General features: G+C 45.0%; 14 protein-coding genes. 4 read left to right on the forward strand and 10 right to left on the reverse strand.

Annotated features, from left to right (window positions below; translation table 11 throughout):
• Positions 1–158: 158 nt before the first annotated feature.
• Positions 159–1,394: a uroporphyrinogen decarboxylase family protein gene (locus BLCOC_RS15675; RefSeq protein WP_115622719.1), complete on the forward strand. Its 1,236-nt coding sequence runs from the start codon at positions 159–161 to the stop codon at positions 1,392–1,394.
• 50 nt (positions 1,395–1,444) lie between these two features.
• Here BLCOC_RS15675 and BLCOC_RS15680 read toward each other — a convergent pair whose 3' ends face one another.
• The 4 genes from BLCOC_RS15680 to BLCOC_RS15695 form a co-directional block, all read right to left on the reverse strand.
• Entirely contained in the window at positions 1,445–3,346 is a 1,902-nt protein-coding gene (locus tag BLCOC_RS15680; protein ID WP_115622720.1) for an FtsX-like permease family protein, read from the reverse strand.
• Positions 3,343–4,098, reverse strand: a complete 756-nt coding sequence (locus BLCOC_RS15685) for an ABC transporter ATP-binding protein (RefSeq protein ID WP_029468821.1) — start codon at positions 4,096–4,098, stop codon at positions 3,343–3,345. Before BLCOC_RS15685 ends, BLCOC_RS15680 begins: the two co-directional genes overlap by 4 nt.
• 164 nt (positions 4,099–4,262) lie before the next feature.
• On the reverse strand, positions 4,263–5,258 hold the full coding sequence (locus BLCOC_RS15690; RefSeq protein WP_115622721.1) for a sensor histidine kinase: 996 nt from the start codon (positions 5,256–5,258) through the stop codon (positions 4,263–4,265).
• The gene (locus BLCOC_RS15695) at positions 5,255–5,926 is read right to left on the reverse strand and encodes a response regulator transcription factor (protein WP_029468819.1); all 672 of its coding nucleotides are present in this window, start codon (positions 5,924–5,926) and stop codon (positions 5,255–5,257) included. The genes BLCOC_RS15690 and BLCOC_RS15695 overlap by 4 nt, the downstream gene beginning before the upstream one ends.
• A 269-nt stretch (positions 5,927–6,195) precedes the next feature.
• Between BLCOC_RS15695 and BLCOC_RS15700 the strand changes: the two genes are divergently transcribed.
• Entirely contained in the window at positions 6,196–7,551 is a 1,356-nt protein-coding gene (locus BLCOC_RS15700; RefSeq protein WP_115625418.1) for an MATE family efflux transporter, read from the forward strand.
• Here the strand turns inward: BLCOC_RS15700 and BLCOC_RS15705 are convergent.
• The 3 genes from BLCOC_RS15705 to BLCOC_RS15715 all read right to left on the reverse strand — a co-directional run bounded on the left by BLCOC_RS15705 (position 7,532) and on the right by BLCOC_RS15715 (position 9,586).
• The gene (locus BLCOC_RS15705; protein ID WP_115622722.1) at positions 7,532–8,323 is read right to left on the reverse strand and encodes an SDR family NAD(P)-dependent oxidoreductase; all 792 of its coding nucleotides are present in this window, start codon (positions 8,321–8,323) and stop codon (positions 7,532–7,534) included. The two genes, BLCOC_RS15700 and BLCOC_RS15705, sit on opposite strands and share 20 nt — an antisense overlap.
• Before the next feature lie 90 nt (positions 8,324–8,413).
• Positions 8,414–8,728, reverse strand: a complete 315-nt coding sequence (locus tag BLCOC_RS15710; protein ID WP_018598035.1) for an ArsR/SmtB family transcription factor — start codon at positions 8,726–8,728, stop codon at positions 8,414–8,416.
• Positions 8,729–8,812: 84 nt separating this feature from the next.
• Entirely contained in the window at positions 8,813–9,586 is a 774-nt protein-coding gene (locus tag BLCOC_RS15715; RefSeq protein WP_018598034.1) for an ATP-binding protein, read from the reverse strand.
• 180 nt (positions 9,587–9,766) lie between these two features.
• Between BLCOC_RS15715 and BLCOC_RS15720 the strand changes: the two genes are divergently transcribed.
• Positions 9,767–10,363 carry a TetR/AcrR family transcriptional regulator gene (locus BLCOC_RS15720; protein WP_018598033.1) on the forward strand — a complete coding sequence of 199 codons (597 nt, stop codon included), beginning with the start codon at positions 9,767–9,769 and terminating at the stop codon, positions 10,361–10,363.
• On the opposite strand, the gene BLCOC_RS15725 is transcribed toward BLCOC_RS15720, so the two are convergent.
• Both BLCOC_RS15725 and BLCOC_RS15730 read right to left on the reverse strand, forming a co-directional pair.
• On the reverse strand, positions 10,332–11,063 hold the full coding sequence (locus BLCOC_RS15725; protein ID WP_165907274.1) for a DUF975 family protein: 732 nt from the start codon (positions 11,061–11,063) through the stop codon (positions 10,332–10,334). The genes BLCOC_RS15720 and BLCOC_RS15725 overlap by 32 nt on opposite strands.
• A 199-nt stretch (positions 11,064–11,262) precedes the next feature.
• Positions 11,263–12,936: a ribonuclease J gene (locus BLCOC_RS15730; protein ID WP_029468815.1), complete on the reverse strand. Its 1,674-nt coding sequence runs from the start codon at positions 12,934–12,936 to the stop codon at positions 11,263–11,265.
• A gap of 175 nt (positions 12,937–13,111) precedes the next feature.
• Between BLCOC_RS15730 and BLCOC_RS15735 the strand changes: the two genes are divergently transcribed.
• On the forward strand, positions 13,112–14,287 hold the full coding sequence (locus BLCOC_RS15735; protein ID WP_115622724.1) for an ISL3 family transposase: 1,176 nt from the start codon (positions 13,112–13,114) through the stop codon (positions 14,285–14,287).
• A 294-nt stretch (positions 14,288–14,581) separates the two neighbouring features.
• Here the strand turns inward: BLCOC_RS15735 and BLCOC_RS15740 are convergent, their stop codons facing one another.
• Entirely contained in the window at positions 14,582–15,118 is a 537-nt protein-coding gene (locus BLCOC_RS15740) for a Holliday junction resolvase RecU (RefSeq protein ID WP_115622725.1), read from the reverse strand.
• Between the last annotated feature and the right edge of the window lie 16 nt (positions 15,119–15,134).

The following is a 15,134-nucleotide window of genomic DNA, read 5'->3' on the forward strand; positions in this document are numbered from 1 at the left end:
ACCGAACACAAAAAAACAAGACTTGTGATACCGGGCTGTAGAAGACGCTGCGGTACCGTAGTATACTTTTTGTATCATGATACAGCAGGCAGCAATAAAACTACCTCGCCATTCACTTTTACAGTGTCTGCTCCCTATGGGAAAGGAGGAATTATCCTATGACAGATTATGAAAAACTTTACGAAGAAAGAAAAAACCGGGTGGAAACCGCTGTCTCCAACCAGGAACCGGACCGGGTGCCAAATACACTTTTAGTCGGTACCTATCCTCTTCACAAAGCCGGCATCACTATGGCAGAGAGTATGGTGGACCATGAAAAAGCCTGCCGCGCCATGCTGGCTTTTTATGAAAAATACTCTTACACCGATACGGGAAGCATCAGCAATTTCACTCCTGCAGCAAAAGTCCTGGAAAATCTGGGCATGAAAAACGCCCGCTGGCCCGGAGACCCCAAAGGTCTGGATGAAAACAATACTTATCAGTTTGTGGAATTTCCCACACTGGAGGACGGAGAATACGAGGAATTTTTCCGTGATCCCGCGGGCTTCTGGCTCACCAAACATCTGCCCCGCACCATGGAGATTTTTGAACCTCTAGCTGACCTTGATTACTATGATCTGATCGTAGGAGGCGCACAGCAGGTTCTGACCTCACCTCAGGCTGTTTCCGTCTACAAGCGTCTTCTGGCAGCCGCGGAGGAATCCCAGAAAATGAATGCTGTGATCGGAGAATATGACAAAAAGCTCCGTGCTCTTGGTTATTATTCTATTATGGGAGGCGGCTCTGCAACGGCCTTTGATATGCTGGGAGATACGCTTCGGGGAACCTTTGGCATGATGCCGGATCTCATCGAAGAACGGGAGAATGTAAGACGCGCGCTGGATATTTTCGCAGATCTGCATATAAAACAAAGTCTTGGATTTTGTCAGGCAACTGGAAGCAGATATGCCTGGGTCATGCTGCACAAGGGCTTTGACAATTTCATCAGCGATGAGGATTACAGAGAACTGTACTGGCCTTATCTGCAGAAATGGATCCTTGCACTGATCGACCACAACATCACTCCTGTTGTATACACGGAAGGTTCCTATAATACAAGACTGAAATACCTGAAAGAGGTTCCGAAAAACAAAGTGGTCTACCATTTTGAAAATGTAGATTTAAAGCTTGCGAAAAAAGAACTGGGAGATATGGCCTGTCTCATGGGCGGCTTCCCGGTATATACTGTGCGGTACGGCACGCCTGAACGCATCAGAGAGGAGGTCAAAAAGCATCTGGAGATCATGGCACCCGGCGGTGGATATCTCTTCACAACCGGATATTCTCTGGAGGACTGTCCCCAGGAGAATATGGAGGCTCTCCTGGAATCTGTTGACCTGTACGGAAAATACTAAAAAACGCGGCATTCCCGGTGATACGCATTGGGAATGCCGCGTTTTTCCTGTCATTCATCCAGTACCTTTTTTCTAAATGTGCGGACGGATATGAGGTATATCATGCTGAATAAAACCAATATAGCCGCTGCGCTCAACAGATTGATCCGGATCAGATCCTCCTTCATAACAGTGCCCACTGCATGAATGGAAAAATAAGAAGTCAGGACCATAAGAACAAAAGGACAATAATAAGTAAAACGGATCTCATTTTTCATGGATCTGCAGAGGGTATTCCTCTGAATGCCTAATTTCTGCAGTATCCTGTAACGTTCCATATCCTCTGCCGCCTCATTGTTCAGCTTGATAAAGATAATACTTCCGCAGGCCAGTATAAGTGTCGCAAACATGAAGACACAGAGGGAGTACATAACACGCACCCATGCTCCTTCTTTATCCTCGCTCCGGATCATATTGACTCCCACATAGCGGTCCTTATCCTTTTTTACCAGAGATTTCAGAAAAGGAGCCGAGGCGTCCAGATTATCAGGGTCTTCAAATTTAAAGTTATATAGATACATGACTGCCCCAAGGGACCGAAGATTTTCATACTGTGCATCACTCACCACATATACGCTCAGACCATTCTGCAGATCTCCCAGATATGGGACGTTACTCTCTGCGATCTGTTTAAACTCCTGGTCACCGATCATAACATTCTCATTTTTTTCCGGCATAAAACTCAACAGCATAATGTGGGTCAGATGTATACACTCATCGTCCCTTAGTTTTGTATAACCATAGGTCAGTCCGGCTTCCTCCGCGGCACTTTTTATGGCCGATTCTGAAGTGATGCCGTAATTGGCACTCACATATTTTGATCGGATTTTTTCCGGGTCCAGAGCTAGAATGGGAATACTGCTCCTGTATTTCACCTGGTTTTGTTCCTCAATACCCTTTTGTATCTCGTCCGGGTCCACTTCCTTTTTTGCTACCACCTGGCAGGTGTATGTGGTCCTGAAGTGTTCTGACCTTTCATACCTCTGTTTCAGGGCCATGGAGGTCCCCAGCACTGTCACAGAACAGATCATGAGCACTGTCACGATGGCATAGGTCCTGTAATTTTGTTTCAGGCGGAAGGCCAGGTTGTTCACCCACAGATTTCTCTGCTTCTGATAGAGATACGTTTTATTTTCCGTAAGTTTCCTGACCAGCCATGGGATCAGGCCTCCGTAGAGAAAGTAAGTACCAACAATGACCAGGATAACCGCGGCCAGGGCATACGTGAGGCTGTCTATATCACCAGTTTTTACAGCACAGTAATACCCCGCTCCCAGAACCCCAACACCGAGGATCACTTTGACGGCTGTCAGGAGAGCCGGCTCTATTTTCATCTCCTTTTGTCTGGCTCCGGAGAGCATATCCAGCACACTACTCCTGACAAGGGATACATACCCTTTCACCACCATAAGTCCATAGATCATCATGAAAACCGCTGCTGTCACCAGGATCGGCTTCAGGGAAAAGGAGAATTTTATATCCACACTGATCTCTGAAATGCGCAAAAGAAGCATCTGGAACAGCTTAGAAAAAACGACACCGGCCCCAAGACCCATAGTCAGGGAAAACAAGCCTGAAAACAAGGCCTCCAAAGCGTACATCTTCCCAATCCTTTTGTTGTCCAGTCCCATAAAAATATAGATACCGATCTCTTTTTTCCGCTGATTCAAAAACACATTAGTGGCATACCAGATAAAGAAGAATAAAAACACGCCAAATACTACAGACAATGCCCTCACGATCAAATCTATATAGTCTTTGTTGTAATTGTTCAGCACATCCATAGAATCAGAATACAGGACGCACTGGAAATTAAAAAATATAAATACAGAGAATGCCAGTGCCAGGACCAGTGACATGTAATTCCTTAAATTCCGTCTGAAATTAGACACGGTAAGGCGGATCAGACTCATTCTCTCTCACCTCCCATAGATGCCAGAAGTCCCAGGATCTCATCATAGAAAAGCTTCCTGTCCTCCTTTTGATTCAGCCTACACTGAATCTGCCCATCGCTTAAAAAGTACACCTGTTTCGCATAACTGGCAGTGTAGGCGTCGTGCGTCACCATAAGAATTGTGGCTTTTCCCGTCTCATTGGCGGCTTTCAGGCTGGACAGCAAGTCACGGCTGGAGCGGGAATCCAAAGCGCCTGTGGGTTCGTCTGCAAAGAGGATACGAGGCTCTGTGATCAGTGCCCGTGCACTGGCTCCACGCTGCTTCTGTCCCCCGGAGAGCTGGTAAGGGTATTTGTTCAGATGCGCGGAAAGCCCGAACATATCCGCCATCTTATCCACCTTCTCCAGGATTTCCCGGCTCTTTTTGCCATTCAAGGAGAGGGGAAGCGCAATGTTGTCCTGCAGTGTCATATTGTCCAGCAGATTATATTCCTGGAATATAAATCCGATCTTATCTCTGCGGATCACAGAGAGCTGCCTGTTTCCCACCCTTGTCACATCCACTCCGTCCAGTATGATCTGCCCGCGGGAGGGTTTGTCCAGGGTGGACAGCAGATTCAAAAGGGTAGATTTTCCCGCTCCGCTTGGCCCCATGATCGCGATAAAATCGTGTTCATAGATATCCATGGCAACATCTTTTAGAACCACTGACTCATATCCTTTGCGGCCAAATGTTTTTGTCAGGTTTTTGATCTCCAGTATTTTTTTCATGTTCTCGGCTCCTTTTACAAAAATCCGCAGTAACTGCTGCGCAGATCTGCGCATTTCCAACTGTTTTTCTTTACAGTCTGAGTGTAGCAAAACAGGAGCAAAAAATCCTTACATCCGTCTAACACCTTTTCCCCGTTTCTAACACTTCTGCAAGGTTCCGTGTTTCATTTCAGAAAGAAATGTTCCGCGTGATCCTGAAAGGTAAAGGTAAATCTGGTACCTTTTTCCCCTGAGGATGCCCTAATCTCGATACCTAGCCTGTCTGCGGTCTGCCTTACAAAGTACAGGCCCATTCCCGTGGAACGATAACCGCCGTTTCTCCCGCTGCTCCCAACAAAACCTTTGTCAAAAATATAGGGAAGTTCCTCCGGAGAAGTGCCGGTTCCATTGTCCTGTATCCAAAAGACTGTCCTGTGATCAGATAAAGTCTCAGCCCCGAAAGTAAGCTTTGGAGCTTTTCCCCGATATTTGACCGCGTTACCGATCATCTGATCCAGCATATAGACCAGCCATCTGCGGTCGCTGTAAACAGTAATGTCTTTTACGTGCAATTCTATATTAAAATCATCTCTTATGAGAAAATAGGAGTGGTTTTTCACAGCCTCCGCTGCTGCCTCCCTGAGACTGACTTTTTCAAGCTTCACATCATTCTCTGGTTTTTTCAGCTTGCTGCTCATCATCATGGTGTTCAGATACTGCTGTATCCGTTCGAGAGGCTCCTGCATCTCCTCCCGCAGCATTCTGTCTTTATTTCTCTCATTCATAAGCCGCAGGGCGGACAGGGGAAGCTTCACTTCATGTGCCCAGAGTGTGATATAATCACTCAGCTCCAGGATTTCATGGTACAGACTTTGTATCTTTTCCTCATCTGCTGCCTTCTCCCGGAACCATATCTCATACCTCTGGTGTCCCAAAAGCTTTTTCATCTCTTCTTTTGGAAGGTCATGGCTCTCTGTGAGAATCCTGCAGATCCTGCTCTGTTTTCTGTGATCCGCTGCCAGGACGGTCACAGCCAGCACCCCTCCTATCACATCGAGATAGACCAGATCCCCCATCTTCACCCTGGTACCGCATATAAATCCAAAATACAGATTGACGAACAGGAAAGAGGCCAAAAAAAGCAGTATGGCAGAGCCTCTGTCAGCCAGATATTTCTTCATAAAATGTAATATCCCCTTCCCTTTTTAGTTCCGATGATCTCTTTCCCGCCGGATATGTCACGAAGCTTACTTCTGAGTCTCGATACCAGCACAGTCAGAGAGGCGTCTGTTACAAATTCATCCGTATTCCAGAGCTGCTGCATTAGTTTTTCCCTCTCCACCACTTTTCCCCTGTGCTCCAACAGGGCATTCATGATCTTATTCTCCGACTTTGTCAGTTCCGCAGTTCGGTCTCCATATGTAAAAATCCCCTCCGCACTGTCGTAATATGCTCCGTCTGCCAGATACTCTCTGTCATTTTTCTGATACTCATAGGCACGTCTTAACATGGAGCGTATCTTGACCAGGAGCAGTTCCGAGTCAAAGGGCTTTTCCATGTAATCATCCCCGCCGGATGCCATAGCCATGATCTTGTCTGCATTCAGCTCACGGCTGGACAGAAACAAGATGGGAACATTGGATAGGTTCCTGATCTTTTCACACCAGTAGAACCCGTCGTGATGGGGGAGATTAATATCAAGAAGAACAAAATCCGGCTTCAAACGCATAAACGCTTCATCTACCTGTTCAAAGTTTCTGAGATATGTTGAATCAAACTCCCATTTTCTGCATAGGAGACAAATTTCTCTGGCAAGGGACAAATCATCTTCCACTATCATGATCTTCATATTGTTCTGCTCCTTTTCCTGTCTTCACCCATTATTCCTCTGTATGATTATAACTTATTTTTCACCTCCTTCCCAGTATTTCCAGTAACCTTACAGAAATGTTAGAAAGCTGCATGAACGGCGAATCCGTTTTCCATGCTGTTCTTTCGCATTTATACATGATATAATTTATTTAAATGTTTTGCTGACGGAAGTATCCCGTTGGAAAAAGAGTTATGTGCGGAAATCCCAGCGAGCGCCGTACTTTTCATAAAGGAGGAAATAAAAAAATGGCAGATGACCAGAAAATACTTTTATTTGAAAAAACACCAATCCCCAAAGCTGTCATGCAGTTGTCGATCCCAACGGTCCTAAGCTCACTTGTCATGGTTATCTACAACCTGGCAGATACTTATTTTGTGGGAATGCTGAATGACCCGGCGCAGAATGCTGCGGTGACTTTGGCAGCGCCGGGTCTCTTGGCATTCAATGCAGTGAACAACCTGTTCGGCGTCGGGAGTTCCAGTATGATGAGCCGTGCTCTTGGCCAAAGGAATTATGATAAAGTAAGGAGAAGCTCTGCGTTTGGTTTTTACTGCTCCCTGATTTCCGGTCTGCTGTTCTCCCTTTTGTGTTTTTCCTTCCAAAGTCCGCTGCTGACCGTACTTGGAGCCCAGGCCAATACATCGGAGGCCACTTTGGGTTATCTGCGCTGGACGGTGATGTGCGGTGCAACTCCGGCGATCCTGAATGTGGTAATGGCTTATATGGTGCGTGCGGAGGGGGCTTCCCTGCATGCCAGCATAGGCACTATGAGCGGATGTCTTTTAAATATTATACTGGACCCCATCTTTATTCTCCCATGGGGACTAAATATGGGAGCGGCAGGTGCGGGTCTCGCCACTTTTCTCTCAAACTGTGTGGCCTGCTGCTATTTCTTCGTGCTGCTGTATGTGCGCAGAAAAAGTACCGTGGTATGTATTTCTCCGAAGAAATTCAGTTTTCAGAAGGAAATTGTATTGGGGATATGCGGCGTAGGGGTACCCGCATCAATTCAGAACCTGCTCAATGTAACCGGCATGACCATCTTAAATAACTTTACCTCCCCCTTTGGCGCTCATGCAGTGGCGGCAATGGGGATTGCCCAGAAGGTGAATATGGTGCCGCTGCAGGTGGCCTTTGGATTTTCTCAGGGGGTCATGCCGCTGATCGGCTATAATTATGCCAGCAGGAACAAGAAGAGAATGAAAGAATGTATCATGTTTACGATCCGGACCGTTGTTCCTCTGATGGTTGTGGTACTGATCCTGTTCAGCGTTGGAGCAGGTCCCATCATCCGTGCTTTTATGAACAATGAAAGTATTATTGCTTACGGTACCAGGTTCCTTCGGGGTGCCTGTCTTTGCCTGCCTTTCCTCTGCCTGGACTTTATCGCGGTGGGCGTGTTCCAGGCAGTGGGGCATGGCCGTTCAGCCCTTGCTTTTGCCATTCTGCGGAAGATCCTTCTGGAGATCCCGGCACTGTATGTGTTGAATTACCTGTTTCCTCTGTATGGACTGCCATACGCACAGTTTGCTGCTGAATTCGTGCTGTCCATCGCGTCTGTTGTGATGTTGAACCGGATATTTAAGACAGAGGAGTCTTGATATTCTGCTGTCTCACCCATACCTTCATCATTATTTTCTGGGGCATCACCTTAGAGAGCAGATGTGTGGCTTTTACATACCATCCATATACAGAAATGTCTTTTCCTTTTTTAGCGTCCACAAATGCTTTGGCGGCAACAACATCGGGTGTAACCATGCCTGAGAACTTATTTGTGCCATTTTTTGCACCGATCAACCCTCTGTCAAACAGCCCTGTCTTCATCCAGCCAGGGCAAACGGCAGTGGCGTATATCCCCCTGCTCTTTAATTCCACATTCAAGGCCCTGGTGTAATTGCGTACAAAAGCTTTTGTTGAGCTGTAAATGTTCTGATAGGGAAGAGGAAAGAAAGAAGCCTGAGAAGCAATGTTGATGATATGACTTCCTTTCTCCATATAAGGGATACAGACCAATCCCAGGGCTACAACTGCGCTTATATTTAAATCAATCATATTCAGTGACTCCTCAATACTGATATCGCCATAGGAACAGAACTTTGCAAAGCCAGCATTGTTCACAAGATATTTAACAGTCACAGCGCTGTTATGAAGCTCTTTTTCAATTTCAGCAATGCTGGCTCTGTCTGATAGATCCATAGAAAATGTTCGTATGTTCCCATCTCCTGATTCCTTCAAAAGCTGTTTCAATTTTTCCTCGTTACGGGCAATCGCCCATATCTCTGATACGTTCTCTTCTTTTAAAAGAAGCTTGACAAATTCTTTTCCGAGTCCGCCATTTGCCCCTGTCACGATTGCGATCGTTTTTTTGCTCATAAGAAAATCCTCCTGTATACTTATATATTTATATTTTATATGTTTATAGGTTTAATCATTTAAACGTATTTTCTAAAAATATAACACCTTTTATTCAGGTGTCATATTGATGTCTTCTTCCAGAGAAGCCAGCAAAGATTTTAATTGTCTGACAGCGGTATCCATGTTCAAACGGTAAATCCTCTCTTTACCATTTTTTGTCACTTCAACCAGCTTACTGTCAAGGAGTAATTTCAAATGATGGGAAACTGCAGGCCTTGACAGGGAAAGCTGCTGTGTAAGCTCTGTAACCGACATTTCTTTTTTATCAAATAAGAGCATAAGAATCTGCTGCCTGTTTTCATCCTGCAGCATTGTAAAGATCGGAATGCATTCTGATAAAATACTCAATGTTCGCTTACTCATCCTGCTCCTCCTCGCGTTCAAATGTTTAAACTCATTGTATTATACTCTCCCATAAATGTCAAGGCCTGTTATTCCCCCCTTATTTTATCTGAAATCTAATTTCTCCACAATTTCTTTCAGCGCTGCCCGTACCGGGGAATCTGCCGGAAGCTGTATGGTGGGTCTGCCGTCACAATCAAAACGGTAAACCATGTCATCATGGGGAATCACTCCCAGAAGCTCCAGGTTCTGCTTTTGTATTTCTTCCATAGTTCCCGCATCCAGTCTGCCCTCGGGTGCGCGGTTTACGATGAGACCCATTTTCTGGGGCTTAAAGTTCAGTTCTTCCACCAGACGGGCGATTCTCCCCGCTGCCTGTACACCTCTTCTGGAACAGTCGCTGACCAGGATCGCGGTCTGCATTGTGGGCAGTATCCCCCTGCTGATGTGTTCCATACCTGCCTCATTGTCCACTACGATATAGGGATAGTGGCTCTGGAGTCTCTGTATCTGTGTCTGGACCAAACCATTCACAAAACAATAACATCCCTGACCCTGAGTACGGCCCATCACCATCAGATCGTAATCGTCCTCCTCCGTAATGGCATCTGCCAGCCTCATTTCCAGGTAATCCTGTTTTGTTATACCCGCGGGGATCTGATACCTGCTGTCAACCCCTGCCCGCTCTATTTCCTCACGCAGCTCACCCAATGTGATCTCTGTCTTAACTCCGAGAACTTCATTTAGATTTGAATTTGCATCTGCATCCACTGCCAAAACCGGTTTTTTCCCGCTCTCGCATAGGTACTGGATCAGCAGACCGCATAAAGTTGTCTTGCCCACGCCGCCTTTTCCGGCAACTGCTATAACATGTCCCATATATTTACCTCCAAATTTCTGAACAACCTGTTGATTTCTTTCTATAATTGATTATAATTGTAATTATAAAAATTACAATCATCAATCTCTGCAATCTGTTCATTTTATCAACAGATCAGAAGAATTGTTCATTTCTGACAGATATTTCATAAGTCTGTGAAAATAGTTTGGAGGTAAGAAATGGAAACAAAAGTAAGAAAAGAAGACCGCCGCACAAAATACACCCGTCAGGCGATCAAGGACACTTTTCTGGCACTGCTGGAGAAAAAATCCTTTTCCAAGATTACGGTCACGGAAATTTGTAAGCTGGCGGAGATCAACAGGGGCACTTTTTATCTGCACTATTACGATATGGACGATGTGCTGGATGACATTCTCACAGAAATGCTGAAGGATACAAAAAGCCTGGAAGAACATCTTTTGTGCCCCAACCGCACAGCTTCCAACTGCACATTTCCTTTCTGCCGCAAAGTACACAGCACCCCTAAGTACCAGGTGCTTTTTCTGGATGACATTGTTTCCTCCAGGATCATTGACAAAATAGCGGATGTGTACAAGGAAGGCTATGTGACCTGGCTGATGTCGCACAGCCTGCTCACCTTTGAACAGGCTGAGGCGGTTTTTTATTTTCAGATGAACGGCTGTCTGACCATCAATAAACTGACGCTCCGCAACCAGTGTAATGACTGGCGGCAGATCCAAAAGACGATTGATTCCTTTATCAAAGCCGGTCTGGAAAGCTTTCTTATTCACGATGGGCGGGATGAACCCCAATAACTGCGCTGTCCGCGTCGTATTGTACCCTCCGCTCTTCCCTGAGCACTGCGTACAGCTCCGCATTCACTGCATCTATGTATGGGCCTGTAAAAAAGATTCCGGCTATTCCCAGAGTCAATGTGGTAAGCACCCTCCATCCCAGGAAGGATACATCCAGAAGAAATGCTTTCCATTTCTGTCCGCGCATCATCTCCTCGCTGATATGCAGCATCTCTGCGAACGTAAGATCCGGATCTTCTGCCAGCAGATAAGGCACCATGCGGAAGGCATAAGATTTTATGATTCCCGGAACCAGCAGCATCAGATACCAGAAAATCAGTTCCAGATGCATCATGAACATGCCCTTCATATACTTCTTATATCTGCCGTCAAAAAATCCGGAGAATACCAGGCCCGCTTTTGCCTGCTCTTCCCTGTTCCTGATATAAAACGCAGCGCCTCCCACTTCAATTACGGCAAAGATAAATATATACAGGATATCCCGGATCAATACGATCCCGATGCCTGTCTGAAACTTCCAGGGAATCAGAAGGTCTGTCCACAGGATTGACACCAGGTTATATTTTTCCCCGCGGATCAGATACGGCCCTCCGATATTTGTCATCATAACCGCAAGTACCAGCGAAACCGCTGCCGCAGGCCAGTAATTCTTCCGAAAATTTTCTCTTCCCCGCCTTTTCAGTTCTGCTCTTTTCCACATATGGCTTCCCCCCTCTCTCTCCTGTCCATATCCATACATTTTCCGTCAGAAATTCTCTGTCTCTTTTTTATATTATAACATATCCTCTGTCTGGCTGTTATATAAAAAGGAGCCGATACACTTTTTACGTGCAGCAGCTCCAATGCGGTCTTTAGTACCTTTTTTACCTAATCTCCATGGATTACAAAACCCACAATTCCTATAATTCTATAATAACCGGCAGGATAACAGGACTTCTCTTGATCTTTTTCCATAAGTAATCATCAAGGCTGTCCCTTATCTCTGTCTTTATCTGGCCCCATTCTCTTTGGTTCTTCATCTCGCATTTTTCGATGGCCTTTGCCGCTACTTTCCTCATTTCTCGCATAAGGTCCTCAGATTCTCTCACATAGACAAAGCCCCTGGAAATAATATCCGGACCTGACAGAAGTTTTCCTGTTTTCCGCTCTAAGGCCAGTGATACGATGATCACTCCGTTCTCTGATAGGCTTTGTCTGTCTCTGAGCACAATATTGCCCACATCACCAACGCCAAGACCGTCCACATAGACACCTCTTGCAGCGACCTTTGACACTACCCTTCCCTTTTCTTCAGAAAGCTCCAATACGTCCCCGGCCTCCAGGATAAATACATGGTCATCCTCTATTCCAAGGTCTTTTGCAAGATTTCCTCCCGCAATAAGATGGCGGTACTCTCCATGCACCGGGATGGCATACTTTGGTCTGAGAAGAGAATAGATCAGCTTGATCTCCTCCTGGCAGGCATGACCCGACACATGGGTGTCCTGAAAGATAACATTTGCGCCTTTTCTGGTCAGTTCATTGACGATCCTTGAAACCGCCTTCTCGTTACCGGGAATAGGTGTGGAGCTGAATATAATGGCGTCGTTCGGCTTGATGACAACTTTTTTATGGGTGGAATCCGCCATTCTTGACAGCGCTGCCATGGCCTCTCCCTGACTTCCCGTGGTGATGAACACCAGTTTTTCATCCGGGTAGCGGTTCATCTCATTAATGGAGATCAGCGTCTTTTCAGGAACTGTCACATAGCCCAGTTCCTCCGCTATCTTGATCACAGTCTCCATACTCCTGCCCTGCAGAATAACTTTTCTTCCATATTTATACGCAGTATCCATGATCTGCTGGACACGGTCTACATTGGAGGCAAAGGTAGCCACAATGATCCTGTTCTGCTTGTTTTCCGCAAAGAGAGTATCAAATGTCCTTGCCACCTTGGTCTCCGAAGGGGTGAATCCAGGACGTGTGGCATTGGTGCTGTCACACATGACTGCCAGCACCCCTTTCTTTCCCAAAACACCCATCCGCTGCAGATCAATAGATTCCCCGAACAGAGGAGTGTAATCCACTTTAAAATCACCTGTATGGAAAACGATTCCCGCCGGTGTATAAATCGCCAGAGCAGAAGCGCCTGCGATGCTGTGGTTGGTCTTGATAAATTCTATGCGCATCTCTCCGAGGTTGATCTGACCGCCCTGTTTCACCACTCTGCGTTTTGTCTTTTTCATCAGCTTTGCTTCCTCCAGCTTATGTTCAATAAGCCCCATGGTAAGCATCGTGGCATAGACCGGCACATTGATCTGGGGAAGGATATAAGGCAGTGCGCCGATATGGTCCTCGTGGCCATGTGTGATCACAAATCCTTTCACCTTCTCCTTATTTTCGATCAGATAGGTCACATCCGGGATCACTTTATCAATTCCCAGCATATCATCATCCGGAAAAGATATTCCGCAGTCGATGACGATAATGGTATCGTTATACTCCACAGCAGTAATATTCATGCCGATCTTATCAAGTCCCCCAAGGGGAATGATCTTCACCCCGCCCTTTTGTTTTTTTGTTGTTTTATTCAAATAATACCTCTTTCTTCATGTAGTCCTAAATATTTTTAATAGAATAAAGGTTCTATAATGAATGTTGGGGTATGTGAATAACGTATTTTCAACATTCATTTTTTGTTATAAAATAAAAGAAGCCTCCCCAAAATGCCGGTCATCCAAAACTAACATTTTAAAGGAGGTTTCAAAAATGCACTCTAATTGTACCAAAAATCTCTTAGATTTAGAAGGGGTTATAATAAAAAAAGTTGTGCATGCGGATCATTATGTAAAGATTTTTATTCAAACAGATCCTTCCTTACAGACTTGTCCTGAGTGCGGCAACCAAACCAAACGCATTCATGATTATCGGTATCAAAAGATTAAGGATCTACCGTTCCAAATGAAACATACATATTTAATACTTAAGAAAAGGCGATATGTCTGTAAATGCGGTAAACGATTTATGGAGAAATATCATTTTCTACCTTCCTATCAACGGCAGACTTTACGTTTATCCTACAAGATAATTGACCTACTTAGAAATCTTGTGAGTATAAAGTCCGTTGCAGATACAACAAATGTTTCAGTTAACACCGTTACCCGACTTTTGGACACCATTAATTATTCTACACCCTCTCTTCCAGAGTGTATATCAATTGATGAATTTAAGGGTAATACAGACGCCGGAAAGTACCAATGTATTCTTTTAGATGCCAAGAAACACCGTATTCTTGATATCCTACCGGACAGAACGCAGAGCCATTTGATTTCCTATTTCAGAGAAACAAACCGAGCTGAGCGCCACCGTGTGAAGTTCTTTGTCTGTGATATGTGGCAGCCCTACGTAGACTTAGCAAGAGCTTACTTCCCTAATGCCACAATCATTATAGACAAATATCATTTCATCCGGTATGTAACTTGGGCAATTGAAAATGTGAGGAAAAGGCTCCAGAAAACAATGCCTGTAAACCTCAGAAGATACTATAAACGCAGCCGAAAGTTAATTCTTACTCGATATGCTAAGCTTAAGGATGAAAACAAGAAAGCGTGCGATCTTATGCTACTTTATAACGATGACTTGAGATTGGCTCATACTCTTAAGGAATGGTTTTATGAGATATGCCAGAGCGAGAAGTACTCCTATCAGCGAACAGCTTTCTGGGAGTGGGTTAAGTCTGCAGAGAAATCAGGAATACCCGAGTTTGAGAACTGTGCAAAAACTTATAGAAACTGGTCAGAAGGTATTTTAAATGCTTTTAAATACAAATATACAAATGGTCCTACTGAAGGTTACAATAATAAAATCAAGGTGCTAAAAAGACTATCTTTCGGAATACGTAACTTTAATAGATTCCGTACAAGAATTATACACTGCTCTATCTAAAAAACGGACGACTGGCAAGAGGCTTATTTGGCATGCCCAAAAACATGAATTATAGACCCAAACATTAAAATGGCCCTAAATGTAGTAAAGGAGCGGGATTCAAAGAATCCCACCCCAACTATTGACATAGAGCCAGAATAAAGAGCCGGTCCTGCCGGCAATCCATAGAAAAAAACAGCCTAATCTGCCAATTAAAGACGGATACGGCTGTTCTACCTGTATACTTCATTTCTTTCTTCACGGACACATACTTTTCATTCAGTATACACCATTCAGTTAAAAAATACAACTCTTTTATATTTCCCTGCCTTCCAGGTCCCAGGCAACCCCCTCCAGAAAAGGCACCAGGAAATTTTTATTTCTCTTTAAAAAGCAGTCCGGGTTCAGCTCTTCGTACTTAAAATGCTTTCTTCCACCCTCCTGCCCCCGCATCCAAAAACGGTACATTTCCCGATATGGCATGTAATAAAGCTCATCTCTGTGGGTGAAAAAGAGTATCAAAAACGCAATTCCCTGCTGCCTCTCAAAATCCCCCATAAATTCAACCTGATGGGCATGGATATTCTGCAGGGGAAAATTGTCCGTATTGCACTCCTTTGCGTCAAAACAGACCGGAATCCCCTGTACCACACCGATATAATCCACTGTACTTTTCTTCTCAAAATAAGCCAGCGTTATATGCCTGCCCTCTTTATCTATGCGTACAGGTGTAATGGGGGTGGGGACCTTCTGTATCAGGGCAAGATTCTTCTCCCTGTAGCGCGCACAGGTCTCATTGATAAACTCCTCCAGCGCCGAACCGCGCAGGCCTCTGGAATTCCAGGTCGCCATCTCCATTCCTCCTCAG

This window comes from Blautia coccoides, assembly GCF_034355335.1.
Classification (GTDB): domain Bacteria; phylum Bacillota; class Clostridia; order Lachnospirales; family Lachnospiraceae; genus Blautia; species Blautia producta.

Excerpts from the sequence above, each read along its gene's own strand:
- BLCOC_RS15675 (WP_115622719.1), top strand. The coding sequence starts at position 159 with ATGACAGATTATGAAAAACTTTACGAAGAAAGAAAAAACCGGGTGGAA.
- BLCOC_RS15680 (WP_115622720.1), bottom strand. The coding sequence starts at position 3,346 with ATGAGTCTGATCCGCCTTACCGTGTCTAATTTCAGACGGAATTTAAGG.
- BLCOC_RS15685 (WP_029468821.1), bottom strand. The coding sequence starts at position 4,098 with ATGAAAAAAATACTGGAGATCAAAAACCTGACAAAAACATTTGGCCGC.
- BLCOC_RS15690 (WP_115622721.1), bottom strand. The coding sequence starts at position 5,258 with ATGAAGAAATATCTGGCTGACAGAGGCTCTGCCATACTGCTTTTTTTG.
- BLCOC_RS15695 (WP_029468819.1), bottom strand. The coding sequence starts at position 5,926 with ATGAAGATCATGATAGTGGAAGATGATTTGTCCCTTGCCAGAGAAATT.
- BLCOC_RS15700 (WP_115625418.1), top strand. The coding sequence starts at position 6,196 with ATGGCAGATGACCAGAAAATACTTTTATTTGAAAAAACACCAATCCCC.
- BLCOC_RS15705 (WP_115622722.1), bottom strand. The coding sequence starts at position 8,323 with ATGAGCAAAAAAACGATCGCAATCGTGACAGGGGCAAATGGCGGACTC.
- BLCOC_RS15710 (WP_018598035.1), bottom strand. The coding sequence starts at position 8,728 with ATGAGTAAGCGAACATTGAGTATTTTATCAGAATGCATTCCGATCTTT.
- BLCOC_RS15715 (WP_018598034.1), bottom strand. The coding sequence starts at position 9,586 with ATGGGACATGTTATAGCAGTTGCCGGAAAAGGCGGCGTGGGCAAGACA.
- BLCOC_RS15720 (WP_018598033.1), top strand. The coding sequence starts at position 9,767 with ATGGAAACAAAAGTAAGAAAAGAAGACCGCCGCACAAAATACACCCGT.
- BLCOC_RS15725 (WP_165907274.1), bottom strand. The coding sequence starts at position 11,063 with ATGTGGAAAAGAGCAGAACTGAAAAGGCGGGGAAGAGAAAATTTTCGG.
- BLCOC_RS15735 (WP_115622724.1), top strand. The coding sequence starts at position 13,112 with ATGCACTCTAATTGTACCAAAAATCTCTTAGATTTAGAAGGGGTTATA.
- BLCOC_RS15740 (WP_115622725.1), bottom strand. The coding sequence starts at position 15,118 with ATGGCGACCTGGAATTCCAGAGGCCTGCGCGGTTCGGCGCTGGAGGAG.